Annotated in this window: 20 protein-coding genes; 12 read left to right on the plus strand and 8 right to left on the minus strand. The window is 60.6% G+C overall.

Going from position 1 to position 21759, the window contains the following annotated elements:
• Positions 1-34: 34 nt before the first annotated feature.
• From HBR94_RS03080 to HBR94_RS03090, 3 genes are all read right to left on the minus strand, one after another.
• Positions 35-646, minus strand: coding sequence for an HAD family hydrolase (locus HBR94_RS03080; protein WP_170044132.1), 612 nt, complete (start codon positions 644-646; stop codon positions 35-37).
• A complete protein-coding gene (locus HBR94_RS03085) occupies positions 636-2150 on the minus strand; it encodes a class I adenylate-forming enzyme family protein (protein WP_170044133.1) in 1515 nt (504 codons plus the stop codon). Before HBR94_RS03085 ends, HBR94_RS03080 begins: the two co-directional genes overlap by 11 nt.
• Positions 2151-2505: 355 nt before the next feature.
• Positions 2506-3063 carry an NAD(P)H-dependent oxidoreductase gene (locus tag HBR94_RS03090; protein WP_170044134.1) on the minus strand — a complete coding sequence of 186 codons (558 nt, stop codon included), beginning with the start codon at positions 3061-3063 and terminating at the stop codon, positions 2506-2508.
• Between the two features lie 227 nt (positions 3064-3290).
• On the opposite strand from HBR94_RS03090, the gene HBR94_RS03095 reads away from it, so the two are divergent.
• On the plus strand, positions 3291-3515 hold the full coding sequence (locus tag HBR94_RS03095) for a hypothetical protein (RefSeq protein ID WP_057436787.1): 225 nt from the start codon (positions 3291-3293) through the stop codon (positions 3513-3515).
• Between the two features lie 92 nt (positions 3516-3607).
• A complete protein-coding gene (locus tag HBR94_RS03100) occupies positions 3608-4507 on the plus strand; it encodes a LysR substrate-binding domain-containing protein (protein ID WP_057959400.1) in 900 nt (299 codons plus the stop codon).
• Between the two features lie 18 nt (positions 4508-4525).
• Here HBR94_RS03100 and HBR94_RS03105 read toward each other — a convergent pair whose 3' ends face one another.
• From HBR94_RS03105 to dnaQ, 3 genes are all read right to left on the minus strand, one after another.
• Positions 4526-5089 (minus strand): GNAT family N-acetyltransferase, encoded by a 564-nt coding sequence (locus tag HBR94_RS03105; RefSeq protein ID WP_057436789.1) that lies wholly within the window; start codon positions 5087-5089, stop codon positions 4526-4528.
• Positions 5090-5097: 8 nt separating this feature from the next.
• On the minus strand, positions 5098-7353 hold the full coding sequence (locus HBR94_RS03110; protein WP_115128315.1) for an Orn/Lys/Arg decarboxylase N-terminal domain-containing protein: 2256 nt from the start codon (positions 7351-7353) through the stop codon (positions 5098-5100).
• Between the two features lie 217 nt (positions 7354-7570).
• Positions 7571-8311: a DNA polymerase III subunit epsilon gene (gene dnaQ / locus HBR94_RS03115; RefSeq protein WP_162947798.1), complete on the minus strand. Its 741-nt coding sequence runs from the start codon at positions 8309-8311 to the stop codon at positions 7571-7573.
• 200 nt (positions 8312-8511) lie between these two features.
• On the opposite strand from dnaQ, the gene HBR94_RS03120 reads away from it, so the two are divergent.
• Positions 8512-8817: a DUF2388 domain-containing protein gene (locus HBR94_RS03120; protein WP_057436795.1), complete on the plus strand. Its 306-nt coding sequence runs from the start codon at positions 8512-8514 to the stop codon at positions 8815-8817.
• Positions 8818-8872: 55 nt separating this feature from the next.
• Here the strand turns inward: HBR94_RS03120 and rnhA are convergent, their stop codons facing one another.
• Positions 8873-9325 (minus strand): ribonuclease HI, encoded by a 453-nt coding sequence (gene rnhA / locus HBR94_RS03125; protein WP_057436798.1) that lies wholly within the window; start codon positions 9323-9325, stop codon positions 8873-8875.
• Positions 9326-9409: 84 nt separating this feature from the next.
• Positions 9410-10168 (minus strand): methyltransferase domain-containing protein, encoded by a 759-nt coding sequence (locus tag HBR94_RS03130; RefSeq protein WP_057436800.1) that lies wholly within the window; start codon positions 10166-10168, stop codon positions 9410-9412.
• 65 nt (positions 10169-10233) lie between these two features.
• Here HBR94_RS03130 and gloB point away from each other — a divergent pair, with 65 nt between their 5' ends.
• The 9 genes from gloB (at position 10234) to HBR94_RS03175 (ending at position 21725) form a co-directional block, all read left to right on the plus strand.
• Complete coding sequence (gene gloB / locus HBR94_RS03135; RefSeq protein WP_057436801.1) at positions 10234-11001, plus strand: hydroxyacylglutathione hydrolase; 768 nt, start codon at positions 10234-10236, stop codon at positions 10999-11001.
• A 98-nt stretch (positions 11002-11099) separates the two neighbouring features.
• Positions 11100-12512 (plus strand): lytic transglycosylase domain-containing protein, encoded by a 1413-nt coding sequence (locus tag HBR94_RS03140; RefSeq protein ID WP_115128317.1) that lies wholly within the window; start codon positions 11100-11102, stop codon positions 12510-12512.
• A gap of 168 nt (positions 12513-12680) precedes the next feature.
• Positions 12681-14510 carry an extracellular solute-binding protein gene (locus HBR94_RS03145; protein WP_170044135.1) on the plus strand — a complete coding sequence of 610 codons (1830 nt, stop codon included), beginning with the start codon at positions 12681-12683 and terminating at the stop codon, positions 14508-14510.
• Positions 14507-16345 (plus strand): extracellular solute-binding protein, encoded by a 1839-nt coding sequence (locus HBR94_RS03150; protein ID WP_057436805.1) that lies wholly within the window; start codon positions 14507-14509, stop codon positions 16343-16345. The genes HBR94_RS03145 and HBR94_RS03150 overlap by 4 nt, the downstream gene beginning before the upstream one ends.
• Position 16346: 1 nt before the next feature.
• Entirely contained in the window at positions 16347-17420 is a 1074-nt protein-coding gene (locus tag HBR94_RS03155; protein ID WP_057436807.1) for a microcin C ABC transporter permease YejB, read from the plus strand.
• A 1-nt stretch (position 17421) separates the two neighbouring features.
• Entirely contained in the window at positions 17422-18441 is a 1020-nt protein-coding gene (locus tag HBR94_RS03160; RefSeq protein WP_057436809.1) for an ABC transporter permease, read from the plus strand.
• Between the two features lies 1 nt (position 18442).
• The gene (locus tag HBR94_RS03165; RefSeq protein WP_115128319.1) at positions 18443-20053 is read left to right on the plus strand and encodes an ABC transporter ATP-binding protein; all 1611 of its coding nucleotides are present in this window, start codon (positions 18443-18445) and stop codon (positions 20051-20053) included.
• Between the two features lie 176 nt (positions 20054-20229).
• Positions 20230-20760 (plus strand): sigma-70 family RNA polymerase sigma factor, encoded by a 531-nt coding sequence (locus tag HBR94_RS03170; protein WP_115128320.1) that lies wholly within the window; start codon positions 20230-20232, stop codon positions 20758-20760.
• The gene (locus HBR94_RS03175; RefSeq protein WP_170044136.1) at positions 20757-21725 is read left to right on the plus strand and encodes a FecR domain-containing protein; all 969 of its coding nucleotides are present in this window, start codon (positions 20757-20759) and stop codon (positions 21723-21725) included. The genes HBR94_RS03170 and HBR94_RS03175 overlap by 4 nt, the downstream gene beginning before the upstream one ends.
• Positions 21726-21759: the final 34 nt, after the last annotated feature.

The raw sequence follows: 21759 nt of genomic DNA on the forward strand, positions 1-21759 counted from the left end.
GCCCGGGGACTGAAGTGTTCGAGGCGCCCATAAGTCAGTACCAGTTTCGATAAAAGGGGGCGTTGGCAATACCGAGCAGGGCATCGTCGCCGGATGAGTCGCCGTAGGCGTAAATGTAGTAGTCATCAAGGTTGGCCAGGCAGCCTCTGAGCCGTATGACTTTCTCCGGCCCAACACAGTTGGTGCCTGAGATGCCCCCCGTCAGCCTGTCGCTCTCGGTTTCCAGGCGAGTGCCGCACACATAGTCGAACCCCACTGCCGCCCCCCAGGGAGCCAGGTAGTTCTCTGGCGAGTTGCTGACCAGCGCCGTGACATGCCCCATGGATTGATGCCATTGCAGCCGGCGCAGCGCCTCGGGCCTGATCCAGCGTGGCAATTGCTCAGTCACGAAATGCCGCGCGTGCTCACGCTCCTGCTCCACCGACACGCCACCCAGGTAACGCGCAATAAACGCCAATCGAGCCTGCATCAGCGGGGTCACGCCCAGAATCACGCTGAACACTTTTGGCAGCAGCCAGATCATTTTGAGCCAGAACATTTTTGTTCCCGCGACGTAACGCATATAGCGCCAGAACGTATGCCGGTCGGAGAGCGTGCCGTCAAAGTCAAACACCGCCAATACCGGTGGCGTGCCATCAGCTTGCATGGCTGTGCTCCTTGAGGACGATGATCTCAATGGTCTTGGGCAGTTTGAACCCCGAGAGGTGCTGGGAAAGCAGCGTGGAAATTGCGCTCTGAGTCAGCCCGGCACGCCCCCCGACACATAGGTGCAATGCGTTGACCTCTTTGTGGTCGGGAACGATGTAGGCTTTTGCACGCACCGCATCGGGGTGTTGCATGGCGACGGATTCGACCTCCAACAGATCGACCATCTGCGCTTTGATCTTTGAGATGCGTAAGCGTTGACGATAGAAAAACACATGCCCATCGTCATCGCGCCAAACCAGGTCACCCGTGTGCAGCCAGCCGTCACGGAAGAACCGCTTATTGGCTTCTTCGGCATCGTCGTAACCGTCAATCACCATCGACCCGCGTACCAGCAATTCGCCGATCCGCCCTGGTGCGACGTCTTGCCCTTGAGCATCGACGACGCGCAGCTCCACGCCCCTGATCGGCTGCCCCATGGCACCGCGCTGCGCGACGCCAAGCGTACTCTGTAGCAGCACGGGCATGCTCTCGGTCAAGCCGTAGCCCTGCAATACCGGTTTGCAGCCCAGCAACCGCCCCAGTTTCTCCGCTTCGTCCGCGGGTAGATGGCTACCGCCTGAGTAAATCATCAGTTGAGGGTGCATCGGCAACAGCGCGCCTTTGCGCTTGGCCAGTCGGCTATTGAAATAGCGAATGACATCAGGCACCAGGCAGGTATAGGTGACCTTATGCCGGGACAGAACTTCTGCCAGGTCCCTGTTGAGCAAGGTATCGGTCATCAACAGCGTGGCGCCCACGCTCAATGGAAAGATCATCATCGCCGACAGCCCGAAGATGGCGTGCAGCGGCAGCGTGACCAGATGGACGGAGCCGACCCCTTGGCGATGAATATGCTCGTGCATGCCGTCGATTGCATGCGTCACGTCAAGGTAGCGGTGAGGAACCGCCAGCGGTTTGCCGGTGCCCCGATAAGTGAACTGTATCGAGACGACTGGGTTGCCTTCAGGCAATACCAGCGGTTCGTTGCGACACATAAGCTGAACATCAGGCGTCGCATTTTCAGGCAGCGATGAGGACTCACCCACGTCCAATAACAAGGAGTGACGAACGCCGTTGGCGAGTTGGAATATTTCGCTGTGTTTTTCGAAAAGCGCAGCTGTTGTCACAACCAGCACAGGCCTGGCGCTGCCCACCACACTCGCCATTTCAAATGGCGTCAACTTGTAGTTAAGAATGACCGGAATTGCACCACGTCCAACGATCGCTAAAAAATAAGCGATAAATTCAACACCGCTGGGTAGAACAAGTGCAACTTTGTCGCCCGGCAAGATATTTAAAGTGCCGAGCGCACCGTTACACTGCTCGGCTTTTAGTCGTAACTCGCGATATGTCACAATCCCTGTGTCGACATCCAGATTCCTGATAGCGATATGTTCAGGGAAGGACTCTGATATCCCGAAAAATCGGTATAGAAAGCCGTCCTGACACAGCAAGGATTCCATTTATTAATACTCCTGATGTTTCAAACCAGTGAATTGGACTAAAGCACCTTAGGCACAGGTAGAGTGACGAGGCCGTTTATACTTCCAGGGCGCTTGGATCTTACTCATCTGAGGATCGAATACATGTAGGACACTTCAACATGTAATGCCGAATTATCTTTGAAACACTTTTAAGTTCCAGTCTAGGGAACCCGCATAGGCCTCTTTTCACCAACGCAACAGTGCCAGGCGCAGACCTTGGGCTTCCAGAAACCCTGCATGCAAATTTATCGGGCGGCAGGCGTTGCACCTGGCCGACCAATTGAGCTGACCGTAGCAAAAGACCCAGGCGCGATGCCTGGGTCTTGCCGATCGGTCAGCCCTTCTGTTTCGTTACCCACTGGCCATAGGCATCAATAAACGCCTGCAGGAACGGTTTGGTTTTCTCCGACAGTTTGCCCGCCTCATCGAACGCACTGCCCGCGCCTCCCAGGTAGGCTTCTGGCTGCTGCATGCACGGCACATCCAGGAACACCAGGGACTGGCGCAAATGGTGGTTGGCGCCGAACCCACCAATGGCCCCCGGTGAAACGCTGATGACCGCACCTGGCTTGCCGCTCCAGACGCTCTGGCCATAAGGACGCGAACCCACATCAATGGCATTCTTCAAGGCCGCCGGCACCGAGCGATTGTATTCGGGGGTGACAAACAGCACCGCATCGGCCGCAGCCACCTGCTGGCGGAAGGTGCTGTAGGCGGCATGCGGCGCTGAGCCATCAAGGTCTTCGTTATACAGCGGCAATTCGCCGATTTCGACGATGCTGAGCTTGAGGTTTGCAGGCGCCAATTGCGCCAATGCCTGGGCGACCTTGCGGTTGATCGACTGTTTTCTCAAGCTGCCGACCAGTACGGCAATCGTGTAGACCTTGCTCATGGGGCTTTCCCGACATCTGACTAAAGGAACCTGTAGTTATAGAGCCTTAGCCGGCCTATCACCAGCAGGTTGTGGCCAATCGGCGGCTGTTTTGCGCCGTGATCTACCTGTAGGAAAAATAAGCAGCACATCATCGAATAGTATTTTTTCTATGTAGGTAAACTACCCGCCTTAATGACGGTCTACAGAACCGCAAATCGGTGTTTTTCTCCAGAGGTTCTAAACAGATGGCAGCAGTACTTGTCGGACAATTCCATGCCCGCGACGCGGAAGGCCGCGTTTATTCCGTGCATGAATTCCAGGAGTCCACCTCGACAGACGGCGGTTCAGAACCTGTCATTTCCTACAAACTGGCGATTGGTGATCGGGTCAACAAAGTCGATGACAACACCTTTGTGCTGGTCCAGTCGCAGGTTTCGCTGACCCGCGAGCCCGAAAACACGCCTGTTTGATAAGGCTGTGCCTCCAGGCAGAAGTCATATGAGCGGACTTGGGTTAGGATTCACCCGGTGAATCCCTTACCTGCTGAACATGGACTTCATGCATGCGTTTACGTCATATCGAAGTGATTCAAGCCATTTTGCAGACCGGACACCTCGGCACCGCCGCCGAATGGTTGCAACTGGCTGTGTCCGATGTGGACGCCACCCTCAAGGACGCTGAGCAGCAACTGGGATTCATGCTGTTTGCCAGCGTCCGCGGGCGGTTGCAGGCCACCCGGGAAACCCTGGCGATGCAGGCACAGATCGCCCATCTCTACGAAGCCCTGGAACCGATACAACGCCTGGCCAGCAGCCTCAAGCATCATCATGCGCCGCCGCTGCGCACGCTCTGTACACCGCCGCTGGCCAATCAATTGCTGCCGCAAAGCATTGCGCTGTTGCGTCGGCGTTTCCAGGACACCCCCTGCAACCTGTCCAGCCAACCGACCCGCGACATCGTCAGGAGCCTGTTGCTGCAAGAGGCCGACCTGGGCCTGAGCCTGCATGATCCCGAACACCCGCAAATCACCAGTACCGTGCTGGCCCAGGGCAAGTTGCAGTTGTTGGCGCCCCATGGCTGGCTCAAGCCACGGCAGAAATACATCGCCCTGCAAGAATTGGCCGGCCAGTCGATGATCGGCCTGGAGGGCCAGGACCCGTTGAGCCAGTTGCTGGACAGTAAATTACAGGCGCTGCGCCCGTTGCCGGTAATCCAGACACGGGTGCAGACCTATCAGATGATGCGCAGCATGGTCGAGGCCGGCGAAGGGTTAGCGGTGGTCGATCCCTTCACCGCCAGTGGCGCGCGTGAGGCCGGGCTGGATACCTGCCCTTTATCACCGCCGATCCTGGTAAGCCTGTATGGCTTGACGGTCAAGGACAGCAGCCCGAGCCCGGCGCTCAATGCGTTGCTGGAGATTGTCACGCACAAAGCGCAGGGCCTGTTGTCGCCGGTCAATTAGCCCCCGCCTGGGTGGGGCTCAGCCGAACAAGCGATACCAGAAAATCGCCACCTCACGCGTCTGCGGATCAATCCCGCGATAACGCAGATGGTCGATCCCGCCCATGACGTAGCCGCTGCGTTCATACAGCCGACAGGCCCCGAGGTTGTTGTTCTGGGTCTCCAGCATCATCCCCGGCAGGTTTTTCTTGCGGCTCCAGAACTGTGCCACGTCGAGCAAAGCCTTGGCCACGCCATGCCGGCGTGCCGGCAGCACCACCGCCAATTCATCGACATGGGCATAGCCGTTCCAATTGGTACTGACGACGATATGGCCAACCGGCCGATCATCCAGGTAAGCCATGAATACCGCGCTGTCGGCGGCATCGCGATAGCTGGCGAACTCCTCCGGATCGATGCCGTAGCATTTGCGGTACGGCAGGATCTGCTCCACCGCCCACTGATCAACTGGCTTGCCCAGTTCCGGCGTGCCATATACGCACACCTCAAAGCTGAAATCATTGCCCCACACGTAGGCGTCAAATCCCTCGTCGGCGACTCGTACACTGAGCCCCGGGTACTTCGGATTCACTACAGCTTGCATAACCATCCTTAACACTTGATGCAATCGACGGTGTAACAACGACCGTTGCCGTCGTCTTCGTGTTGTAAACCATGCACATCGGCGACAAACCCCGGGAAGCTGCTATCGAACTCCCGGGCAAAGGCCAGGTAGTCGATAATCGAGCGCGTCGATTCGGTAAAGCGCTCCCCCGGCATGATCAGCGGAATGCCCGGCGGATAAGGCACCAGCATCACGGCGGCGATACGCCCTGGCAAGGCATCTATGGACACGGCCTCGACTTCACCGCGCACCAGTTGGTCATAGGCATCGGCCGGTTTCATGGCGATTTCCGGTAACACCGTGTACATGCGCTTAAGGTGCTTGGCCGTGGCGTTGCTGCGATAGCAGCCGTGCAACTGGTCGCACAAGTCTTGCAACCCCATGCCCTGGTAGCGCGTCGGGCCCTGCTCGAACACCGATGGCAGGCAACTGGCCAGGCTGCTATTGGCGTCGTAACTGCGCTTGAACTCCAGCAATTCCGTGAGCAGGGTACTCCACTTGCCTTTGGTGATCCCCATGGAAAACAGCACGAGGAATGAATAGAGCCCGGTTTTTTCCACCACCAGGCCACGCTCCCAGAGGAATTTACTGACCACCGCCGCCGGGATTCCGCAGTCACTCAAGGCACCGCCCGCCGTAAGGCCGGGCATCACCAGGGTGACCTTGATCGGGTCGAGCAACACATAGTCTTCGGCGATATCACCAAAGCCATGCCAGTCGGCCTCGGGCTGCAGCAACCAGTCGGCCGTCGCCACCCGATCAATGCCCGCCACCGAAGGCGGCTGCCAGATGGAAAACCACCAGTCATCGGCGGCAATATGCTGGCGCAGATTGGCCAGGGCCCGACGGAAACTCAGGGCCTCATCGAACATTTCCTGGAGCAGCGAACGCCCTGCCGGCCCTTCCATCATGGCCGACGCCACGTCCAGCGAGGCAATGATGCTGTACTGCGGCGAGGTAGAGATGTGCATCATGAACGCTTCATTGAACCGGTCACGGTCCAGTTGCCGTGCCCCGCCGTCCTGTACATGGATCATCGACGCCTGGCTGAAGGCCGCCAACAACTTGTGGGTCGAATGCGTGGTGAACACCAGCGGGCTATCGGGCGTACGCGAAGTCCCCATGCCATACCGCCCGGCGAAAAACTCGTGGAAGGCCGCGTAGGCATACCAGGCCTCGTCAAAGTGCAGGACCTCGACACTGTTGCCCAATTGTTGCTTGATCAACTCGGCGTTGTAGCACAGGCCGTCATAGGTCGAGTTGGTCACCACCGCCAGCTTGACCTTGGGCTCGCGGCCCCGGGTCAAGGGGCTGGCCTCGATCTTCGCGAGAATCGACTCGCGGCTGAACTCGGTCAGCGGAATCGGGCCGATGATCCCCAGCTCATTGCGCTCCGGGCACAAGTACAGCGGGATCGCGCCGGTCATGATGATCGAGTGCAGCACCGACTTGTGGCAGTTGCGGTCCACCAGCACCAGGTCATCGCGGCCGACCATGGAATGCCAGACGATCTTATTGGCGGTGGACGTACCATTGATCACGAAAAAGGTATGGTCGGCGCCAAAGTTGCGCGCCGCACGGGCTTCAGCTTCGGCCAAGGGGCCGGTGTGATCCAGCAGCGAGCCGAGTTCCGGCACCGACACGGACAGGTCCGAACGCAGGGTATTTTCCCCGAAAAACTGATGAAACGCCTGCCCCACCGGGCTTTTGCGATAGGCAACACCACCGCCGTGGCCGGGGGTATGCCAGGAGTAGTTGGAGTCGGCCGTGTGCTGCACCAGAGCCTTGAAGAATGGCGGCAGCAGGCCATCGAGGTAAGTACGCGCCGCCCGGGCCACCTGCCGGGCCAGAAATGGCACGGTGTCTTCGAACAGGTAGAGAATGCCGCGCAGCTGGTTGAGTTCACTCATGGCGTCGGCCGGGGCATTTTCCAGGGTGACTTGCTCGCCCAGGGCAAAGATTGGCAGGTTGGGCGCACGCAGGCGCGCCAGTCGGATCAGCTCGACCATGTTCTGCAGCAGATGGGTATTTTCCCCTGCGCCTTCAGCGGCGATCAGCATGCACGCCAGCCCATGATGGGTCGAGGCCACCAGCCGGCCCTCGGCATAGTCCACGGCAGAAAAGATACTGAAACCTTCTTGCTCCAGCTCCCGGGCGATGCCCCGGACCCGATCACCGGCGACGGTGTCGGCCTTGATATCACGGTGCACGATCAAGATAGGGAACTTCAGGTCTTTGTACATGGGGCTTGGCGTCCTGAGAGCGATGTACTCAGGGTAGAAGCTGGGAGCGAATGTCGCGAATGAAGATTTCGAAGCCTATACAGAACCAATGTGGGAGCGGGCTTGCCCGCGATGGCGGTGGATCAGTAACAGCTGCACTGGCTGTCAAACCGTAATCGCGGGCAAGCCCGCTCCCATACAAGCCTGCTCCGATATGTTTAGACCGTGCCGGGCCCGACTAGTGTTGGGTCAACTGGGTCCACAACGCCGGCGCACCCGCCGACTTGGCGATGGCTTCCAGGCGTGCCGCGTGCTCGGCCATGTCCTGCTCGCTGGCGCGGATGATGGTCGTGGGCTTGCGGTCCGCCGGCAGGCGACGGATTTCCGAAGGTCGGTTGCCCGAGCCTTCGGCCGAACCGTTGCCATCGGAGGCGTTGCCGGCCAGGGACAGGCTGGTCTGCCCGCCCGTCATGGTCAGGTAGACGTCCGCCAGAATCTCGGAGTCGAGCAAGGCGCCGTGCAGTTCACGGCCGGAGTTGTCGACGCCATAGCGTTTGCACAAGGCGTCGAGGCTGTTGCGCTGGCCCGGGTGGCGCTCACGGGCCATCATCAGGGTGTCGAGGATCGAGCAGTGACGGGTGATGTCCGCCCGATCCGTCTGGCCCATCAGCGCGAATTCGTTGTTGATGAAACCCACGTCAAACGCCGCGTTGTGGATGATCAACTGCGCGCCGTTGATGAACTCGAAAAACTCATCGGCAACTTCCGCAAAGCGCGGCTTGCCCACCAGGAATTCGTTGGTGATGCCGTGGACGCCAATGGCGCCTTCGTCACTTTCCCGGTCCGGTTGCAGGTACACGTGGAAATGCCGGCCGGTAAGGCGGCGGCCCATCAACTCGACACAGCCGATTTCAATGATCCGGTGACCATCGGTCACCGGCATGCCGGTGGTTTCGGTATCGAGTACAACGGATCGGATGGCCATCAGGGTTCAGCTCTCAACGGTGTGTATTTCAAGGGGCGGGATATTAGCACGCTCTATAACCGGAGCGCCCCCTGGAGGAACGCCGCGAGCCCTCGCCCAACAGTTTTTTACAAGGTTTAGCAAAGCTTGCGCAGTTTGCTATCAAGCGCCTTGTTAGCCTGCGCCGCTCCTTACAGATGCGTAAAAATCTACCCATGCTCAAGCCAAACTATCTGCTCGCCCTGTGCCTGATGGGCGCTGCCCATGCCCAGGCCACCAGCTTTGTAATGACCACCGACGCCCTGGTCAGCCTGTCGATGAGTGCCACCAAGGGCACCAGCAGCAACTTCAAGGATGACAAGATCGTACTGGCGGCCAAGGACGATGCCGCAGCGTTTGTTGCCAGCCACGGCGAGATACGGGGTGTCCAGCTGGAGTCGGCATTGCAGCACATTCGCCGCACCTTGCCGGCGTTACGCGATACGGACGAGCAACTCGCCCGGGGGATTCTGGCGTTGTGATTTCAGCGATTGCCAGATCCAGGACCGCGCCAGCCAACAAGGGCTATGGGGAACCTCAGCTCTGCTTGTAACCGCGCACGTCATCCACGCCACGATTGGCCAATTGGTCGGCCCGCTCGTTGCCCGGGTGGCCGATATGCCCGCGCACCCATTTCCAGGTGATGTTATGGCGGTTGCACTGTTCATCCAGCAACTGCCATAGGTCGGCGTTCTTTACCGGCTCCTTGGCTGCAGTTTTCCAGCCGCGTTTTTTCCAGTTGACCATCCACTCGTTGATGCCTTTCATGACGTACTGCGAGTCCGTCACCAGCAGCACGTCGCAACGGCGCTTGAGCTCCTCCAGGCCGCGAATGGCGCCCATCAGCTCCATGCGGTTGTTGGTGGTGTTGGGTTCGCCGCCCCACAACTCCTTCTCCACGCCCTTGCACACCAGCAAGGCGCCCCAGCCGCCCGGACCAGGATTGCCCTTGCAGGCGCCGTCGGTAAAGAGTTCTACGCTATCGGTCATTACGCTATCCATCAAAGCGGGTTGCCGGTAATCGACCGACAGCTCCCGAGGTCGCACACGACGACCTGAATGCCAAAAAGTGAGTTATTGCTCGCTGGAGCGCCGGTTGACCTTGGCCAGGGGCATTGGCACCAGTTTGCCGATGGGCTCGCGCCGGACCTGGCTCACCGGTCGCAGCCCGACCACGATCTTACGGGCTACCAGCAGGTAGAAACCGCCCCCGGACAACTGCCAGGCCCCGGCACGGCGCTCCCAACCGGCCAACCGGCCCTGCCACTTGGGCGAAGCAAGCGGCGGACGATAGCACCCGAAGCGACGTTTCTCCAGCGCGAAGCCCAGCAGGTTCAACCAGTCGCTGACCCGCGAGGGCGAGATGCAGCGGGCCTGGCGCAGCGCATCATGGGCGAAGACATGCCGCAGGCCCCAGGAGCTCCAGGGGTTGATGCCGACGATCAATAGATGGCCACCCGGGCGCACCGCGCTGGCCGCTTCACGCAGCAAGCCATGGGGCGACAGGCAGAAATCCAGGCCATGCTGCATCACCACCACATCGGCGGCGTGCTCGCTCAAAGGCCAGGCCTGTTCTTCGCAGACAATCTCGACCCCCGGCAACGGCGCGCCCAGGCGCACATTGCGCTGCACCTGGGGCGCGGGCGGCGGGGTTTGTGCCGAAGGGCCGTAGTGCACCAGGTAGCCGCCAAAGAAGCGCTCAAGCTCTTCTTCGAGCATAAGCCGCTCCTGTTCCAGCAGAAATTGCCCGATCGGCCCGGACAGCCACTCACGGGCTGCGCTGATCAAGGCCAGCCACTCGGGATCGGCCTGGGCGAACGCTTTATCAGTCATTGCATTCTCCAACTCGCCAAGACGTTCTAAGATGCACCAATGTGTTCAGCTTGGCGAATAGAAGAATGATACAGATCAGTGCCCTGCCCGCCTTCACCGATAACTACATCTGGTTGTTACAGGACCATCGCAGCCATCGTTGTGCCGTGGTCGATCCGGGCGATGCCGCGCCTGTCATGGCGTGGCTTGCGCAGCACCCGGACTGGACCCTCGGCGACATCCTGATTACCCACCACCACAATGACCACGTGGGCGGCGTAGAGCAGCTCAAGCAAGCCACAGGCGCCAAGGTCTATGGCCCGGCCAGCGAAAAAATCCCGGCCCGTGACGTCGCGCTCAACGATAACGACCGGATCGAGGTGCTGGGCTGGGGCTTCGACGTGCTCGCCGTGCCGGGACACACCCTGGGACATATAGCCTTTTATCATCATGGCTTGCTGTTCTGCGGCGACACCCTGTTCGCCGCCGGTTGTGGGCGTTTGTTCGAAGGCACGCCGCAACAGATGTACAACTCCCTGGAGCGCCTGGCCGCGCTGCCGGCCGACACGCTGGTCTACTGCACCCACGAGTACACCCAAAGCAACCTGCGCTTTGCCCAGGCCGTGGAACCGCACAACGCCGATATCGCCGAACGGGTGGCTAAAGTCAGCCAACTTCGGGCAGCCGGCAAGATGACGTTGCCCTCGACCCTGGCCCTGGAAAAACTCACCAACCCGTTTTTGCGCACCGCCGAAACATCCGTTAAACAAAAAGCGGACGAGTGGGGGAACCGCGATAACCGCGCTGGGAGCGAGGTTTTTGCTAGCTTGCGAGCGTGGAAAGACACGTTCTAAGCAGACAGGTTCTGATACGAAATTTCTGAATGGTTGACCGGAACCCAAGCGCTTTCTAGAATCGCCCGACATTTTTGCCCGGAACTAACTTCCAGCCAATGTCGTCATCTATTCGTAAGTCCAACCATTCAGACGCATTGACCCGCCTGGCTCAAGCCATTGCGGTGGCCGTATCCGCAACTCTGGCGGGCTGCCAAACCACTCATTTCGCTGCACAATCCACCGTGCAACCCAAACCCGTACTCACAGCCAAGATCAAGCAAAAGCCCCTTTGGCTCTCAGAGAAGCCAAGCCCGCAGGTCCCCCAGGATGTCTGGGAGCGCATGCGCCAGGGGTTCCAACTGCAGGACGGTGTCGGCGTCAACCCGCGTATCGAGCAACAGCGCCTGTGGTTCGCCAGCAACCCGTCCTTCCTGGAGAATGCCGGCGAACGTGGCAGCCTCTATATTCACTACATCGTCGAACGCCTTGAAGAACGCAACATGCCCCTGGAGCTGGCGCTGCTGCCAGTGATTGAAAGTGCCTACAACCCAATGGCCTATTCACGCAGCGATGCGGTCGGCCTGTGGCAATTCATTCCCTCCACCGGGCGCTACTTCAACCTGCGCCAGACCCGTGCCTACGACGGCCGTCGCGACATCACCGCCTCCACCACCGCCGCCCTGGACTATCTGACACGTCTGCATGACATGTTCAACGGCGACTGGCTGCTGGCCCTGGCGGCCTATAACGCGGGTGAAGGTACGGTCAGCCGGGCCATCGAGCGCAACGAGAAGCTCGGCCTGCCCACCGACTACTGGAACCTGCCGCTGCCCCAGGAAACCAAGGACTACGTGCCCAAGTTCCTGGCGCTGTCCCAGGTGGTGCTGGCCCCCGAGGCCTACGGCGTCAACCTGAACCCGATTGCCAACACGCCGTACTTCGAAATGGTCGAAGTCAAGCAGAGCATGGACCTGTCCCGGGTCGCCGCGCTGGCCGAGATCGACGAAGACGAACTGTTCCAGCTCAACCCGGCCTTCAAGCAACGAACCACCCTGGACGGTCCCCAGCATTTGTTGGTGCCCACCTCCAAGGCGCAGTTACTGGCCAGTAGCCTGTCCTCGATGAACCCCGAGGAATTGTTGAGCCTGCGCCCGAAAAAGCCGGTGTTTGACGAAGTCGAACACAAGGCCGTGGCCGGGCGCTCGCGCAGCTACAAGGTCAAGAGCGGCGACAACCTGACGCTGATTGCCAAGGCCAACAAGGTCGATGTGCATGACCTGCAGCGCTGGAACAAGCTCAATGGCCAGGCCCTGAAGGTTGGCCAGACCCTGGTGATGCAGGACACCCGCAAACTGGTGGCCAAGGCTGGCGGCAAGAAACCGGTGCAATACAAGGTCAAGAAAGGTGACTCGCTGTACATGGTTGCCAAGCGCTTCAACGTCGAGATGCAACATCTCAAGCGTTGGAACCCTCGCACTGGCCAGGCCTTGAAGCCGGGGCAGATGCTGGTGGTTTCCGGGCCAAGATAAACCGAGTGCACGCAGGCCTGTATGGGAGCCAGCTCCCATACAGGCCCTGCGCACCGCTCAAGATCCCTCCGAGCCTGAAAATGGCCTTTTCAACAGTCTTTTTCCAAGTGGAACAAGCTGTTACTGTACCGATCATAAAGCCCAAGCCGCCCGGATCGGATCTCTGACTTGAAGCGTCCCCTCCTTCTACTAATAAGTCTGGCCTTGAGCTTTTGCGCGAATGCGACCATTACCGAGAACCACGGTTATGCGCAGTTCGGTACGCTCAAGTACCCGGCCAAATTCACCCACTTCGATTGGGTAAACCCCGCAGCGCCCAAGGGCGGCACCTTGCGGGTCATGGCATTTGGCACGTTTGACACCCTCAACCCCTATACCTTCAAGGGCTCCAGCCCGGTCTCCACCGCCAATTTCCTGCAATACGGCGTTAACGAGCTCAACGAGCCGCTGATGGTCGGCACCGGCCAGTACGCCCCATCCGGCGACGAGCCCACGTCCAGTTATGGCCTGATTGCCCAATCTGTGGAGTACAGCGAGGACCGCAGTTGGGTGGTGTTCAACCTGCGCCCGCAAGCGCGTTTCCATGACGGCAAGCCCATTACCGCCGACGACGTGGCGTTTTCCTACCGCACCTTGCTGACCGAAGGCCATCCGCAATACCGCACCAACCTGCAGGAAGTGGCCCGGGTGGATGTACTCAACCCCCATCGCATCCGCTTCGTGTTCAAGCGCGCCGGCAACCCGCTGTTGATCCTGCGCCTGGGCGAGTTGCCGGTGCTGCCTCAGCACTACTGGAAAAACCGCGACTTCAAGGCCACCACCTTCGAGCCGCCGCTGGGCAGCGGGCCCTATCGCATCAGCCAGGTGCAACCGGGCCGGCAATTGGTATTCGAGCGGGTCAAGGACTATTGGGGCAAGGACCTCCCGGTCAATCGCGGGTTCTACAACTACGACAAGGTCGAGGTGGAGTTCTATCGCGACAGCGACGTGGCCTTCGAGGCATTCAAGGCCGGCGAATTCGACATTTATATCGAACACCAGGCCAAAAACTGGGCCAATGGCTACAACTTCCCGGCGGTGAACCGTGGCGAAGTCATCAAGGCGCAGATTGCCCACCAGATCCCGACCCAGAGCCAGGGCCTGTTCATGAACAGCCGGCGCGCCACTTTCAGCCAGGCCAAAGTGCGCGAAGCGCTGGGGCTGATGTTCGATTTCGAGTGGACCAACCGCACCCTGTTCAGCGGCGCCTATAAACGCACCCTGAGCTACTACCCCAACAGCGAATTCGCGGCCAGCGGCCTGCCGGTGGGTCATGAATGGCTGATGCTCTCGCCCTATCGCGACCAGCTACCGGCCAATCTGTTTACCCAGGCCTTCAGCCTGCCGCAGACCGACGGGCGCGGCATCCCCCGGGAAACCTTGCGCCGTGCCCTCGGCCTGCTGGCCGAAGGTGGCTGGAAACTCTCTGGCCAGCGCCTGCTCGACAGCAATGGCCAGCCGCTGCGTTTCGAAATCCTGCTGGTCAACCCGAACCTGGAGCGCATCCTGCAACCTTACGTCGAAAACCTGCGCAGCATCGGCATTGATGCCCGCCTGCGTACGGTGGACCGCGCGCAGTACAAGCAGCGCCTCGATCAGTTTGATTTCGACATGATCCTGATGACCCTCAACCAGACCTTGAGCCCTGGCCTTGAACAGTGGCAGTACTTCCACTCCAGCCAGGCCGCGATCAAAGGCAGCAAGAACTACGCGGGCATCGCCAACCCGGTGGTCGACCACCTGCTGGAGCAACTGCTCGCGGCGCAGACCCGCGACCAACAAGTCGCCGCCGGCCGGGCCCTGGACCGGGTCCTGCTGTGGCAGCACTACAGTATTCCCAATTGGTATCTCAACTATCATCGCCTGGCGTACCGTAACCGGTTCGCCTTCGTCACCACGCCGCCCTACAGCCTGGGCCTGAGCGCGTGGTGGCTGAAAGCTTCGGAGAAACCCCAATGATGCCTTTGCGTACTGCGATTATCAGTGGCCTGTTGTTTTGCGCCCAGGCCGTTGCTGCCCCACAACATGCCTTGACCCTGTATGACGAGCCGCCCAAGTACCCGGCCAATTTCAAGCATGTCGACTACGTCAACCCGGATGCGCCCAAAGGCGGCACCTTTCGCGAAGCAGCCATGGGCAGCTTCGACAGCCTCAATCCGTTTATCAGCAAGGGCGTGCCCGCCGATAACATCACCCTGGTCTACGACACCCTAGCCCAGCAGGGCCTGGACGAGCCCATCACTGAATATGGCCTGATCGCCGGCAAGATCGAAAAAGCCCCGGATAACAGCTGGGTACGCTTCTACCTGCGGCCCGAAGCGCGCTTCCACGATGGCCATCCGGTGCATGCCGAAGATGTGGTGTTCACCTTTGAAACCCTGATCACCCAGGGCAGCCCGATCTACCGCACCTACTACGCCGACGTCGCCGAAGTGATCGCCGAAGACCCGTTGCGCGTGCTGTTCAAGTTCAAGCACACCAGCAACCGCGAACTGCCGTTGATCCTCGGCCAATTGCCAGTGTTGCCCAAACACTGGTGGGCCGGGCGTGACTTTGCCAAGAGCAGCCTGGAGATCCCCCTGGGCAGCGGCCCGTACAAAGTGGCCGAGGTCAAGCCAGGGCGCTCGATCCGCTACGAGCGGGTCAAGGATTACTGGGGCAAGGACCTGCCCGTCAACAAGGGCCTGTACAACTTCGATTACCGCATCAGCGATTACTACCGCGACAGCACCGTGGCCCTGGAGGCGCTCAAGGCCGGGCAGTTCGATTACTGGCAGGAAATGACGGCCAAGAACTGGGCCAACGCCTACAACGTCCCGGCCGTGGCCGAGGGCCGGCTGATCAAGGAAGAACTGCCCAACGGCAATCCCACCGGGATGCAGGGTTTTGTGTTCAATATCCGCAAGCCGATGTTCCAGGACGTGCGGGTGCGCAAGGCGATCAGCCTGTTGATGGACTTCGAATGGACTAACAAGCAACTGTTCAACGGCGCCTATACCCGTACCCGCAGCTATTTCGAGAACTCGGACATGGCCGCCACCGGCCTGCCCAGCCCTGCCGAACTGGCGATTCTCGAACCGCTGCGCGGCAGGATCCCTGACGAAGCCTTCACCCAGGCCTTCGCCCCGGCAAAAACCGATGCCAGCGGCATGATCCGCACCCAGCAGCGCGAAGCCTACCAACTGTTGCAAGAGGCCGGCTGGCGCATTGTTGACGACAAGATGGTCGACACCACCGGCAAGCCGGTGAGCATCGAGTTCATGCTGGCCCAGACCGACTTCGAGCGCATCCTGCTGCCGTTCAAGCGCAACCTGGCGGACCTGGGCATCGAACTGGTGATCCGCCGGGTCGATGTCTCGCAATACGTCAACCGCGTGCGCTCGCGGGACTTCGACATGATGGTCGGCAGCTTTCCGCAGTCCTCTTCACCGGGTAACGAGCAGCGTGAGTTCTGGCAATCGAGCAGTGCCGACAAGCCCGGCAGCCGCAACTACATCGGCCTCAAGGACCCGGCCATCGACGAATTGGTGGAACAATTGATCAATGCCGACTCGCGTAACAGCCTGGTGGCCCACGCCAAGGCCCTGGACCGGGTCTTGCAGTTTGGCTACTACGTGATCCCCAACTGGCATATCAAGACCTACCGCGTGGCCTATTGGAATCACCTTGGCCACCCTAAAGTCCCGCCCCGCTATGACGTGGGCATTGCCACTTGGTGGATCAAGCCCCATCAGGCCCCGGCCGTAACGCCGCAACCCCAGACCACGGCCGATCCGGCGAGCGGAGGCGACTGACATGCTGGCTTATATTTTTCGCAGGTTGCTGCTGATCATCCCCACGCTGTTCGGCATTTTGCTGATCAACTTTGTGATTATCCAGGCCGCCCCCGGCGGCCCGGTGGAACAAATGATCGCCAAGCTCGAAGGCTTTGAAGGTGCTACCAGCCGTATCGCCGGTGGCGGTGCCGAAGTCTCGGTGGCCGGCTCCAGCTACCGCGGGGCCCAGGGCCTGGACCCGACGCTGATCAAGGAAATCGAGAAGATGTACGGCTTCGACAAGTCGGCGCCGGAACGCTTGTGGATCATGGTCAAGAACTACGCCCAGCTGGACTTTGGCGACAGCTTCTTTCGCGACGCCAAGGTCATCGACCTGATCAAGGAGAAAATGCCGGTGTCCATCTCCCTCGGGTTATGGAGCACCCTGATCATGTACCTGGTCTCGATCCCCCTCGGGATCGCCAAGGCCACTCGCCATGGCAGCCACTTTGACGTGTGGACCAGTTCGGCAATCATCGTCGGCTATGCGATCCCGGCGTTTCTGTTTGCCATCCTGCTGATCGTGGTGTTTGCCGGCGGCAGTTATTTTGACTGGTTCCCGCTGCGAGGCCTGACCTCCAACAACTTTGACGAACTGAGCTGGGGCGGCAAGATCCTCGACTACTTCTGGCACCTGGCGCTGCCGGTCACGGCCCTGGTCATCGGTAACTTCGCCACCATGACCCTGCTGACCAAAAACAGCTTTCTCGACGAGATCAACAAGCAGTACGTGATCACCGCCAAGGCCAAGGGCCTGACCAATCACCGCGTGCTCTACGGCCATGTGTTCCGCAACGCCATGCTGCTGGTGATCGCCGGGTTCCCTTCAGCGTTTATCGGCATCTTTTTTACCGGCTCGCTGCTAGTCGAAGTGATCTTCTCCCTCGACGGCCTGGGCCTGATGAGCTTTGAAGCGGCGATCAACCGCGATTACCCGGTGGTGTTCGGCACCCTGTTTATCTTCACCCTGCTGGGCCTGGTGGTGAAACTGATCGGTGATTTGACCTACACCCTGGTCGACCCGCGTATCGACTTCGAAAGCCGGGAGCATTGAGATGACGCTATCCCCCCTCAATCGCCGCCGCTTCGAGCGTTTCAAGGCCAATAAACGTGGCTGGTGGTCGCTGTGGCTGTTCCTGATCCTGTTTGGCCTGAGCCTGGGCGCCGAGTTGATCGCCAATGACAAGCCGTTGGCAGTGCATTACGACGGCGACTGGTACTTCCCGGCGCTCAAGCGCTACCCGGAAACCACCTTCGGCGGCGAGTTCCCCCTGGAAGCCAACTACAAAAGCCCGTACATCCGCGAACTGCTCAAGGCCAAGGATGCCTGGACGCTCTGGGCACCGATCCCCTACAGCTACCAGAGCATCAACTACGACCTGAAAGTCCCGGCGCCGGCGCCGCCCTCGGCGGATAACCTGCTGGGCACCGACGACCAGGGCCGCGACGTGCTGGCGCGGGTGATCTATGGCTTTCGAGTGTCGGTGCTGTTTGCCCTGACCCTGACGGTGTTGAGCTCGATCATCGGTGTGGCGGCCGGGGCCCTGCAGGGTTTTTATGGCGGCTGGGTCGACCTGGCCGGCCAGCGGTTCCTGGAAATCTGGTCGGGGTTGCCGGTGCTGTACCTGCTGATCATCCTCGCCAGCTTTGTGCAGCCGAACTTCTGGTGGCTGCTGGGGATCATGTTGCTGTTTTCCTGGATGAGCCTGGTGGACGTGGTGCGCGCCGAGTTCCTGCGCGGCCGTAACCTGGAATACGTGCGCGCGGCCCGCGCCCTGGGCATGCAGAACGGCGCGATCATGTTCCGCCATATCCTGCCCAATGCCATGGTCTCGACCATGACCTTTATGCCCTTCATCCTCACCGGCGCGATTGGCACCCTCACCGCCCTGGACTTCCTGGGCTTCGGCTTGCCCGCCGGGTCGCCGTCCCTGGGCGAGTTGGTGGCCCAGGGCAAATCCAACCTGCAGGCGCCATGGCTGGGCATCAGTGCCTTTGCGGTGCTGGCGATCATGTTGAGTTTGCTGGTGTTTATCGGCGAGTCCGCTCGCGATGCCTTCGACCCGAGGAAATGAGATGAATCAGGACAATCTGATCGAAGTCCGCGACCTCAGCGTCGAGTTCGTCACCGGCGAGCAGCATCAGCGCGTGGTGGAAAATATCAGCTTCGATATCCGCCGCGGTGAAACCCTGGCCCTGGTCGGCGAAAGCGGCTCCGGCAAGTCGGTGACCGCCCACTCGATCCTGCGCCTGCTGCCCTACCCCCTGGCGCGGCATCCGTCCGGCACGATCAAGTATGCCGGGCAGGATCTGCTGACCCTGAAAGAAAAGCCCCTGCGCCAGATTCGCGGCAACCGCATTGCGATGATCTTCCAGGAGCCGATGACCTCGCTGAACCCGCTGCACTCCATCGAAAAGCAGATCAACGAAGTGCTGGGCCTGCACAAGGGCCTGACCGGCAAGGCCGCGACCCTGCGCACCCTGGAATTGCTGGACCTGGTGGGCATCCCCGAACCGCACAAGCGCCTCAAGGCCTTGCCCCATGAGTTGTCCGGCGGCCAGCGTCAGCGGGTAATGATCGCCATGGCCCTGGCCAACGAGCCGGAACTGCTGATCGCCGACGAGCCGACCACAGCCCTGGACGTGACCGTGCAGTTGAAGATCCTCGAACTGCTCAAGGAGTTGCAGGCGCGCCTGGGCATGGCGCTGTTGCTGATCAGCCATGACTTGAACCTGGTGCGGCGCATTGCCCACCGCGTGTGTGTGATGCAGCGCGGTTGCATTGTCGAGCAGGCGTCCTGCGAAGAACTGTTTCGCTCCCCGCAGCATCCGTACACCCAGGAACTGCTGGCCGCCGAGCCCAGTGGCGGTCCGGCGAGCAACGCGGTTGGCCCACCGCTGCTGGAAGTCGACAACCTGAAAGTCTGGTTCCCGATCAAAAAAGGCTTCCTGCGTAATACCGTCGATTACGTCAAGGCGGTGGACGGCATCCACTTCAGCCTGCCCCAGGGCCAGACCCTGGGTATTGTCGGCGAAAGCGGCTCGGGCAAATCCACCCTGGGCCTGGCGATCCTGCGGTTGATCGGCAGCAAGGGCGGGATCCGTTTTGAGGGCCAGCAACTGGACCAACTGACCCAGCAACAGGTGCGGCCATTGCGCCGGGAAATGCAGGTGGTGTTCCAGGACCCGTTTGGCAGCCTGAGCCCGCGTATGTGCGTCAGCGAGATCGTTGGCGAAGGTTTGCGCATCCACAAGATCGGCACCGCGGCCGAGCAGGAAGCAGCGATTATCGCCGCGCTCAAGGAGGTAGGGCTCGACCCGCAGACCCGTCACCGCTACCCCCACGAATTCTCCGGAGGTCAACGCCAGCGCATCGCCATTGCCCGCGCCCTGGTGCTCAAGCCACGCCTGATCCTGCTGGATGAGCCCACCTCAGCTCTCGACCGCACGGTGCAGCGCCAGGTGGTGGAACTGCTGCGCAACCTGCAGGCCAAGTACAACCTGACTTACCTGTTTATCAGCCATGACCTGGCGGTGGTCAAAGCCCTGAGCCATCAGTTGATGGTGGTCAAACAGGGGCAAGTGGTGGAACAGGGGGATGCCAAAACCATCTTCGCCGATCCCCAGCATGCCTATACCCGGCAGTTGCTGGAGGCCGCGTTTCTGGTGCCGACCTCACGTAGCTGATCTTGAGTTTATGCCGGAGACGCCTTGTGGGAGCTGGCTTGCCAGCTCCCACATTTGATTTGTGCAGCTCTGCAGGCAAAGCCTTTCGCAAAAGCAAACCAATATCATTTGCGCTGCCCGCAGGCCTTTGCTTTAATCGCGACCAATTCCTATTCACGTCGTGGCGCCAGCGCCGGTTGGATATTGTGTCGACTTCCCCCGCTTCCTTCAGTCAGCTCTACGGCAGCCACCACTCCTGGCTGCTCGGCCTGTTGCGCCGGCGCCTGAGCAACCGCTGGGATGCCGCCGACCTGGCGCAAGACACCTTTATCCGCGTGCTCAAGCGCCCGCCTGACCAGGCTGACGCCGTGCGCGAGCGCTCGTACCTGGCCACCATCGCCCGTGGCCTGTGCATCGACCATTGGCGCCGCCGCCAACTGGAGCAGGCCTGGCTGCAAAGCCTCGCCGACCGCCCACAGGCGGTGCAGCCATCGCCGGAGCAGCGGGCGATCATTGTCGAAACCCTGTACGAGGTCGATGCCATGCTCGCGCGCCTGCCGCGCAAGGTCAGCGACGCCTTCCTGCTGGCGCAACTGCATGGCCTGACCTACAAGCAAATCGCCCTGCAGTTGGGGGTCTGTGAGCGCATGGTGAAAAAATACATGGCCCAGGCGCTGTTGCACTGCGCGGTGCTGGAAGCCGAACTCGACGGGTTGCTGGTGGAATGAACCCCAGCGGAAAACTCAGCCACGCCAGCCTGCAGCAGGCAGCCCAATGGTATGTGCGCCTACAGGACCCGCAAGGCGGCAGCCAGGCACAACAGCATTGGCAGACATGGCTGGGGCAGAACCCCGAGCATCAGGCTGCCTGGCGCTATGTCGAGCGCGTCAGCCAACGCTTCGCGCCCCTGACCGACGAGCCCATCGGCGCCGGCCGCGCCCTGCGCAGCACGCGGCGGCAAACCCTCAAGACATTATTGGTACTGTGCGCCGGTTCGACCTTGGCCTGGGGCACCTGGCGCGGCACTGCCCTGCCCCGGGTGATCGGCGGCTGGAGCGCCGACTACGCCACGGCCAGCGGCGAGATCCGCGACGCATTGCTCGCCGACGGCACACATATCTGGCTCAACGCCCTGAGCGCCATGGATGTACGCTTCGATGCGCAGCAGCGCCTGCTGCACCTGCGTTTTGGCGAAGTGTTGATCGACACCGCCAAGGACCTCCAGCGGCCGTTCCTGGTCGACACGGCGCACGGCCACCTGCGTGCCCTGGGTACGCGCTTCAGTGTGCTGCACAGCGAAGACAGCACCACCCTGAATGTCTTCGACGGCCGGGTAGAAGTGCGCACCGCCGACGGCCAGCAGGTACGCATTATCGAGTCCGGACAACAGGCGGTGTTCGGTCGGCACACGATCCGCAGCACAGTGCCCGCATCCGCCACCCGCGAGGCCTGGAGCCGCGGCGTGCTATTGGCCGACAACCTGCCCCTGGGCCAATTGATCGGTGAACTGAACCGCTACCGGCCCGGCCACCTCGGTTGTGACCCGGCCGTGGCCCATCTGCCAGTGATGGGCTCGTTCCCGCTCAAGGACAGCGAGCATGCGTTGCGGCTGCTGGAGGCGGCATTGCCGATCCAGGTGGACAGAGTGCTGCCGTGGTGGGTCAGCGTGGGGCCCAAAACACACGCTACCTAACGCCAACCATCCGGGCTGTTGTGGCGAGCGGGCT

Source organism: Pseudomonas sp. WS 5412, assembly GCF_012985615.1.
Lineage (GTDB): Bacteria > Pseudomonadota > Gammaproteobacteria > Pseudomonadales > Pseudomonadaceae > Aquipseudomonas > Aquipseudomonas shahriarae.

What these genes read in the sequence shown, in the direction of transcription:
- HBR94_RS03150 (WP_057436805.1), top strand. Translation starts at nt 14,507, where the DNA reads ATGATGCCTTTGCGTACTGCGATTATCAGTGGCCTGTTGTTTTGCGCC.
- HBR94_RS03155 (WP_057436807.1), top strand. Translation starts at nt 16,347, where the DNA reads ATGCTGGCTTATATTTTTCGCAGGTTGCTGCTGATCATCCCCACGCTG.
- HBR94_RS03110 (WP_115128315.1), bottom strand. Translation starts at nt 7,353, where the DNA reads ATGTACAAAGACCTGAAGTTCCCTATCTTGATCGTGCACCGTGATATC.
- HBR94_RS03095 (WP_057436787.1), top strand. Translation starts at nt 3,291, where the DNA reads ATGGCAGCAGTACTTGTCGGACAATTCCATGCCCGCGACGCGGAAGGC.
- HBR94_RS03105 (WP_057436789.1), bottom strand. Translation starts at nt 5,089, where the DNA reads ATGCAAGCTGTAGTGAATCCGAAGTACCCGGGGCTCAGTGTACGAGTC.
- HBR94_RS03175 (WP_170044136.1), top strand. Translation starts at nt 20,757, where the DNA reads ATGAACCCCAGCGGAAAACTCAGCCACGCCAGCCTGCAGCAGGCAGCC.
- HBR94_RS03165 (WP_115128319.1), top strand. Translation starts at nt 18,443, where the DNA reads ATGAATCAGGACAATCTGATCGAAGTCCGCGACCTCAGCGTCGAGTTC.
- HBR94_RS03085 (WP_170044133.1), bottom strand. Translation starts at nt 2,150, where the DNA reads ATGGAATCCTTGCTGTGTCAGGACGGCTTTCTATACCGATTTTTCGGG.
- HBR94_RS03100 (WP_057959400.1), top strand. Translation starts at nt 3,608, where the DNA reads ATGCGTTTACGTCATATCGAAGTGATTCAAGCCATTTTGCAGACCGGA.
- HBR94_RS03140 (WP_115128317.1), top strand. Translation starts at nt 11,100, where the DNA reads ATGTCGTCATCTATTCGTAAGTCCAACCATTCAGACGCATTGACCCGC.
- HBR94_RS03120 (WP_057436795.1), top strand. Translation starts at nt 8,512, where the DNA reads ATGCTCAAGCCAAACTATCTGCTCGCCCTGTGCCTGATGGGCGCTGCC.
- gloB (WP_057436801.1), top strand. Translation starts at nt 10,234, where the DNA reads ATGATACAGATCAGTGCCCTGCCCGCCTTCACCGATAACTACATCTGG.
- HBR94_RS03160 (WP_057436809.1), top strand. Translation starts at nt 17,422, where the DNA reads ATGACGCTATCCCCCCTCAATCGCCGCCGCTTCGAGCGTTTCAAGGCC.
- HBR94_RS03090 (WP_170044134.1), bottom strand. Translation starts at nt 3,063, where the DNA reads ATGAGCAAGGTCTACACGATTGCCGTACTGGTCGGCAGCTTGAGAAAA.
- rnhA (WP_057436798.1), bottom strand. Translation starts at nt 9,325, where the DNA reads ATGACCGATAGCGTAGAACTCTTTACCGACGGCGCCTGCAAGGGCAAT.
- HBR94_RS03080 (WP_170044132.1), bottom strand. Translation starts at nt 646, where the DNA reads ATGCAAGCTGATGGCACGCCACCGGTATTGGCGGTGTTTGACTTTGAC.
- HBR94_RS03130 (WP_057436800.1), bottom strand. Translation starts at nt 10,168, where the DNA reads ATGACTGATAAAGCGTTCGCCCAGGCCGATCCCGAGTGGCTGGCCTTG.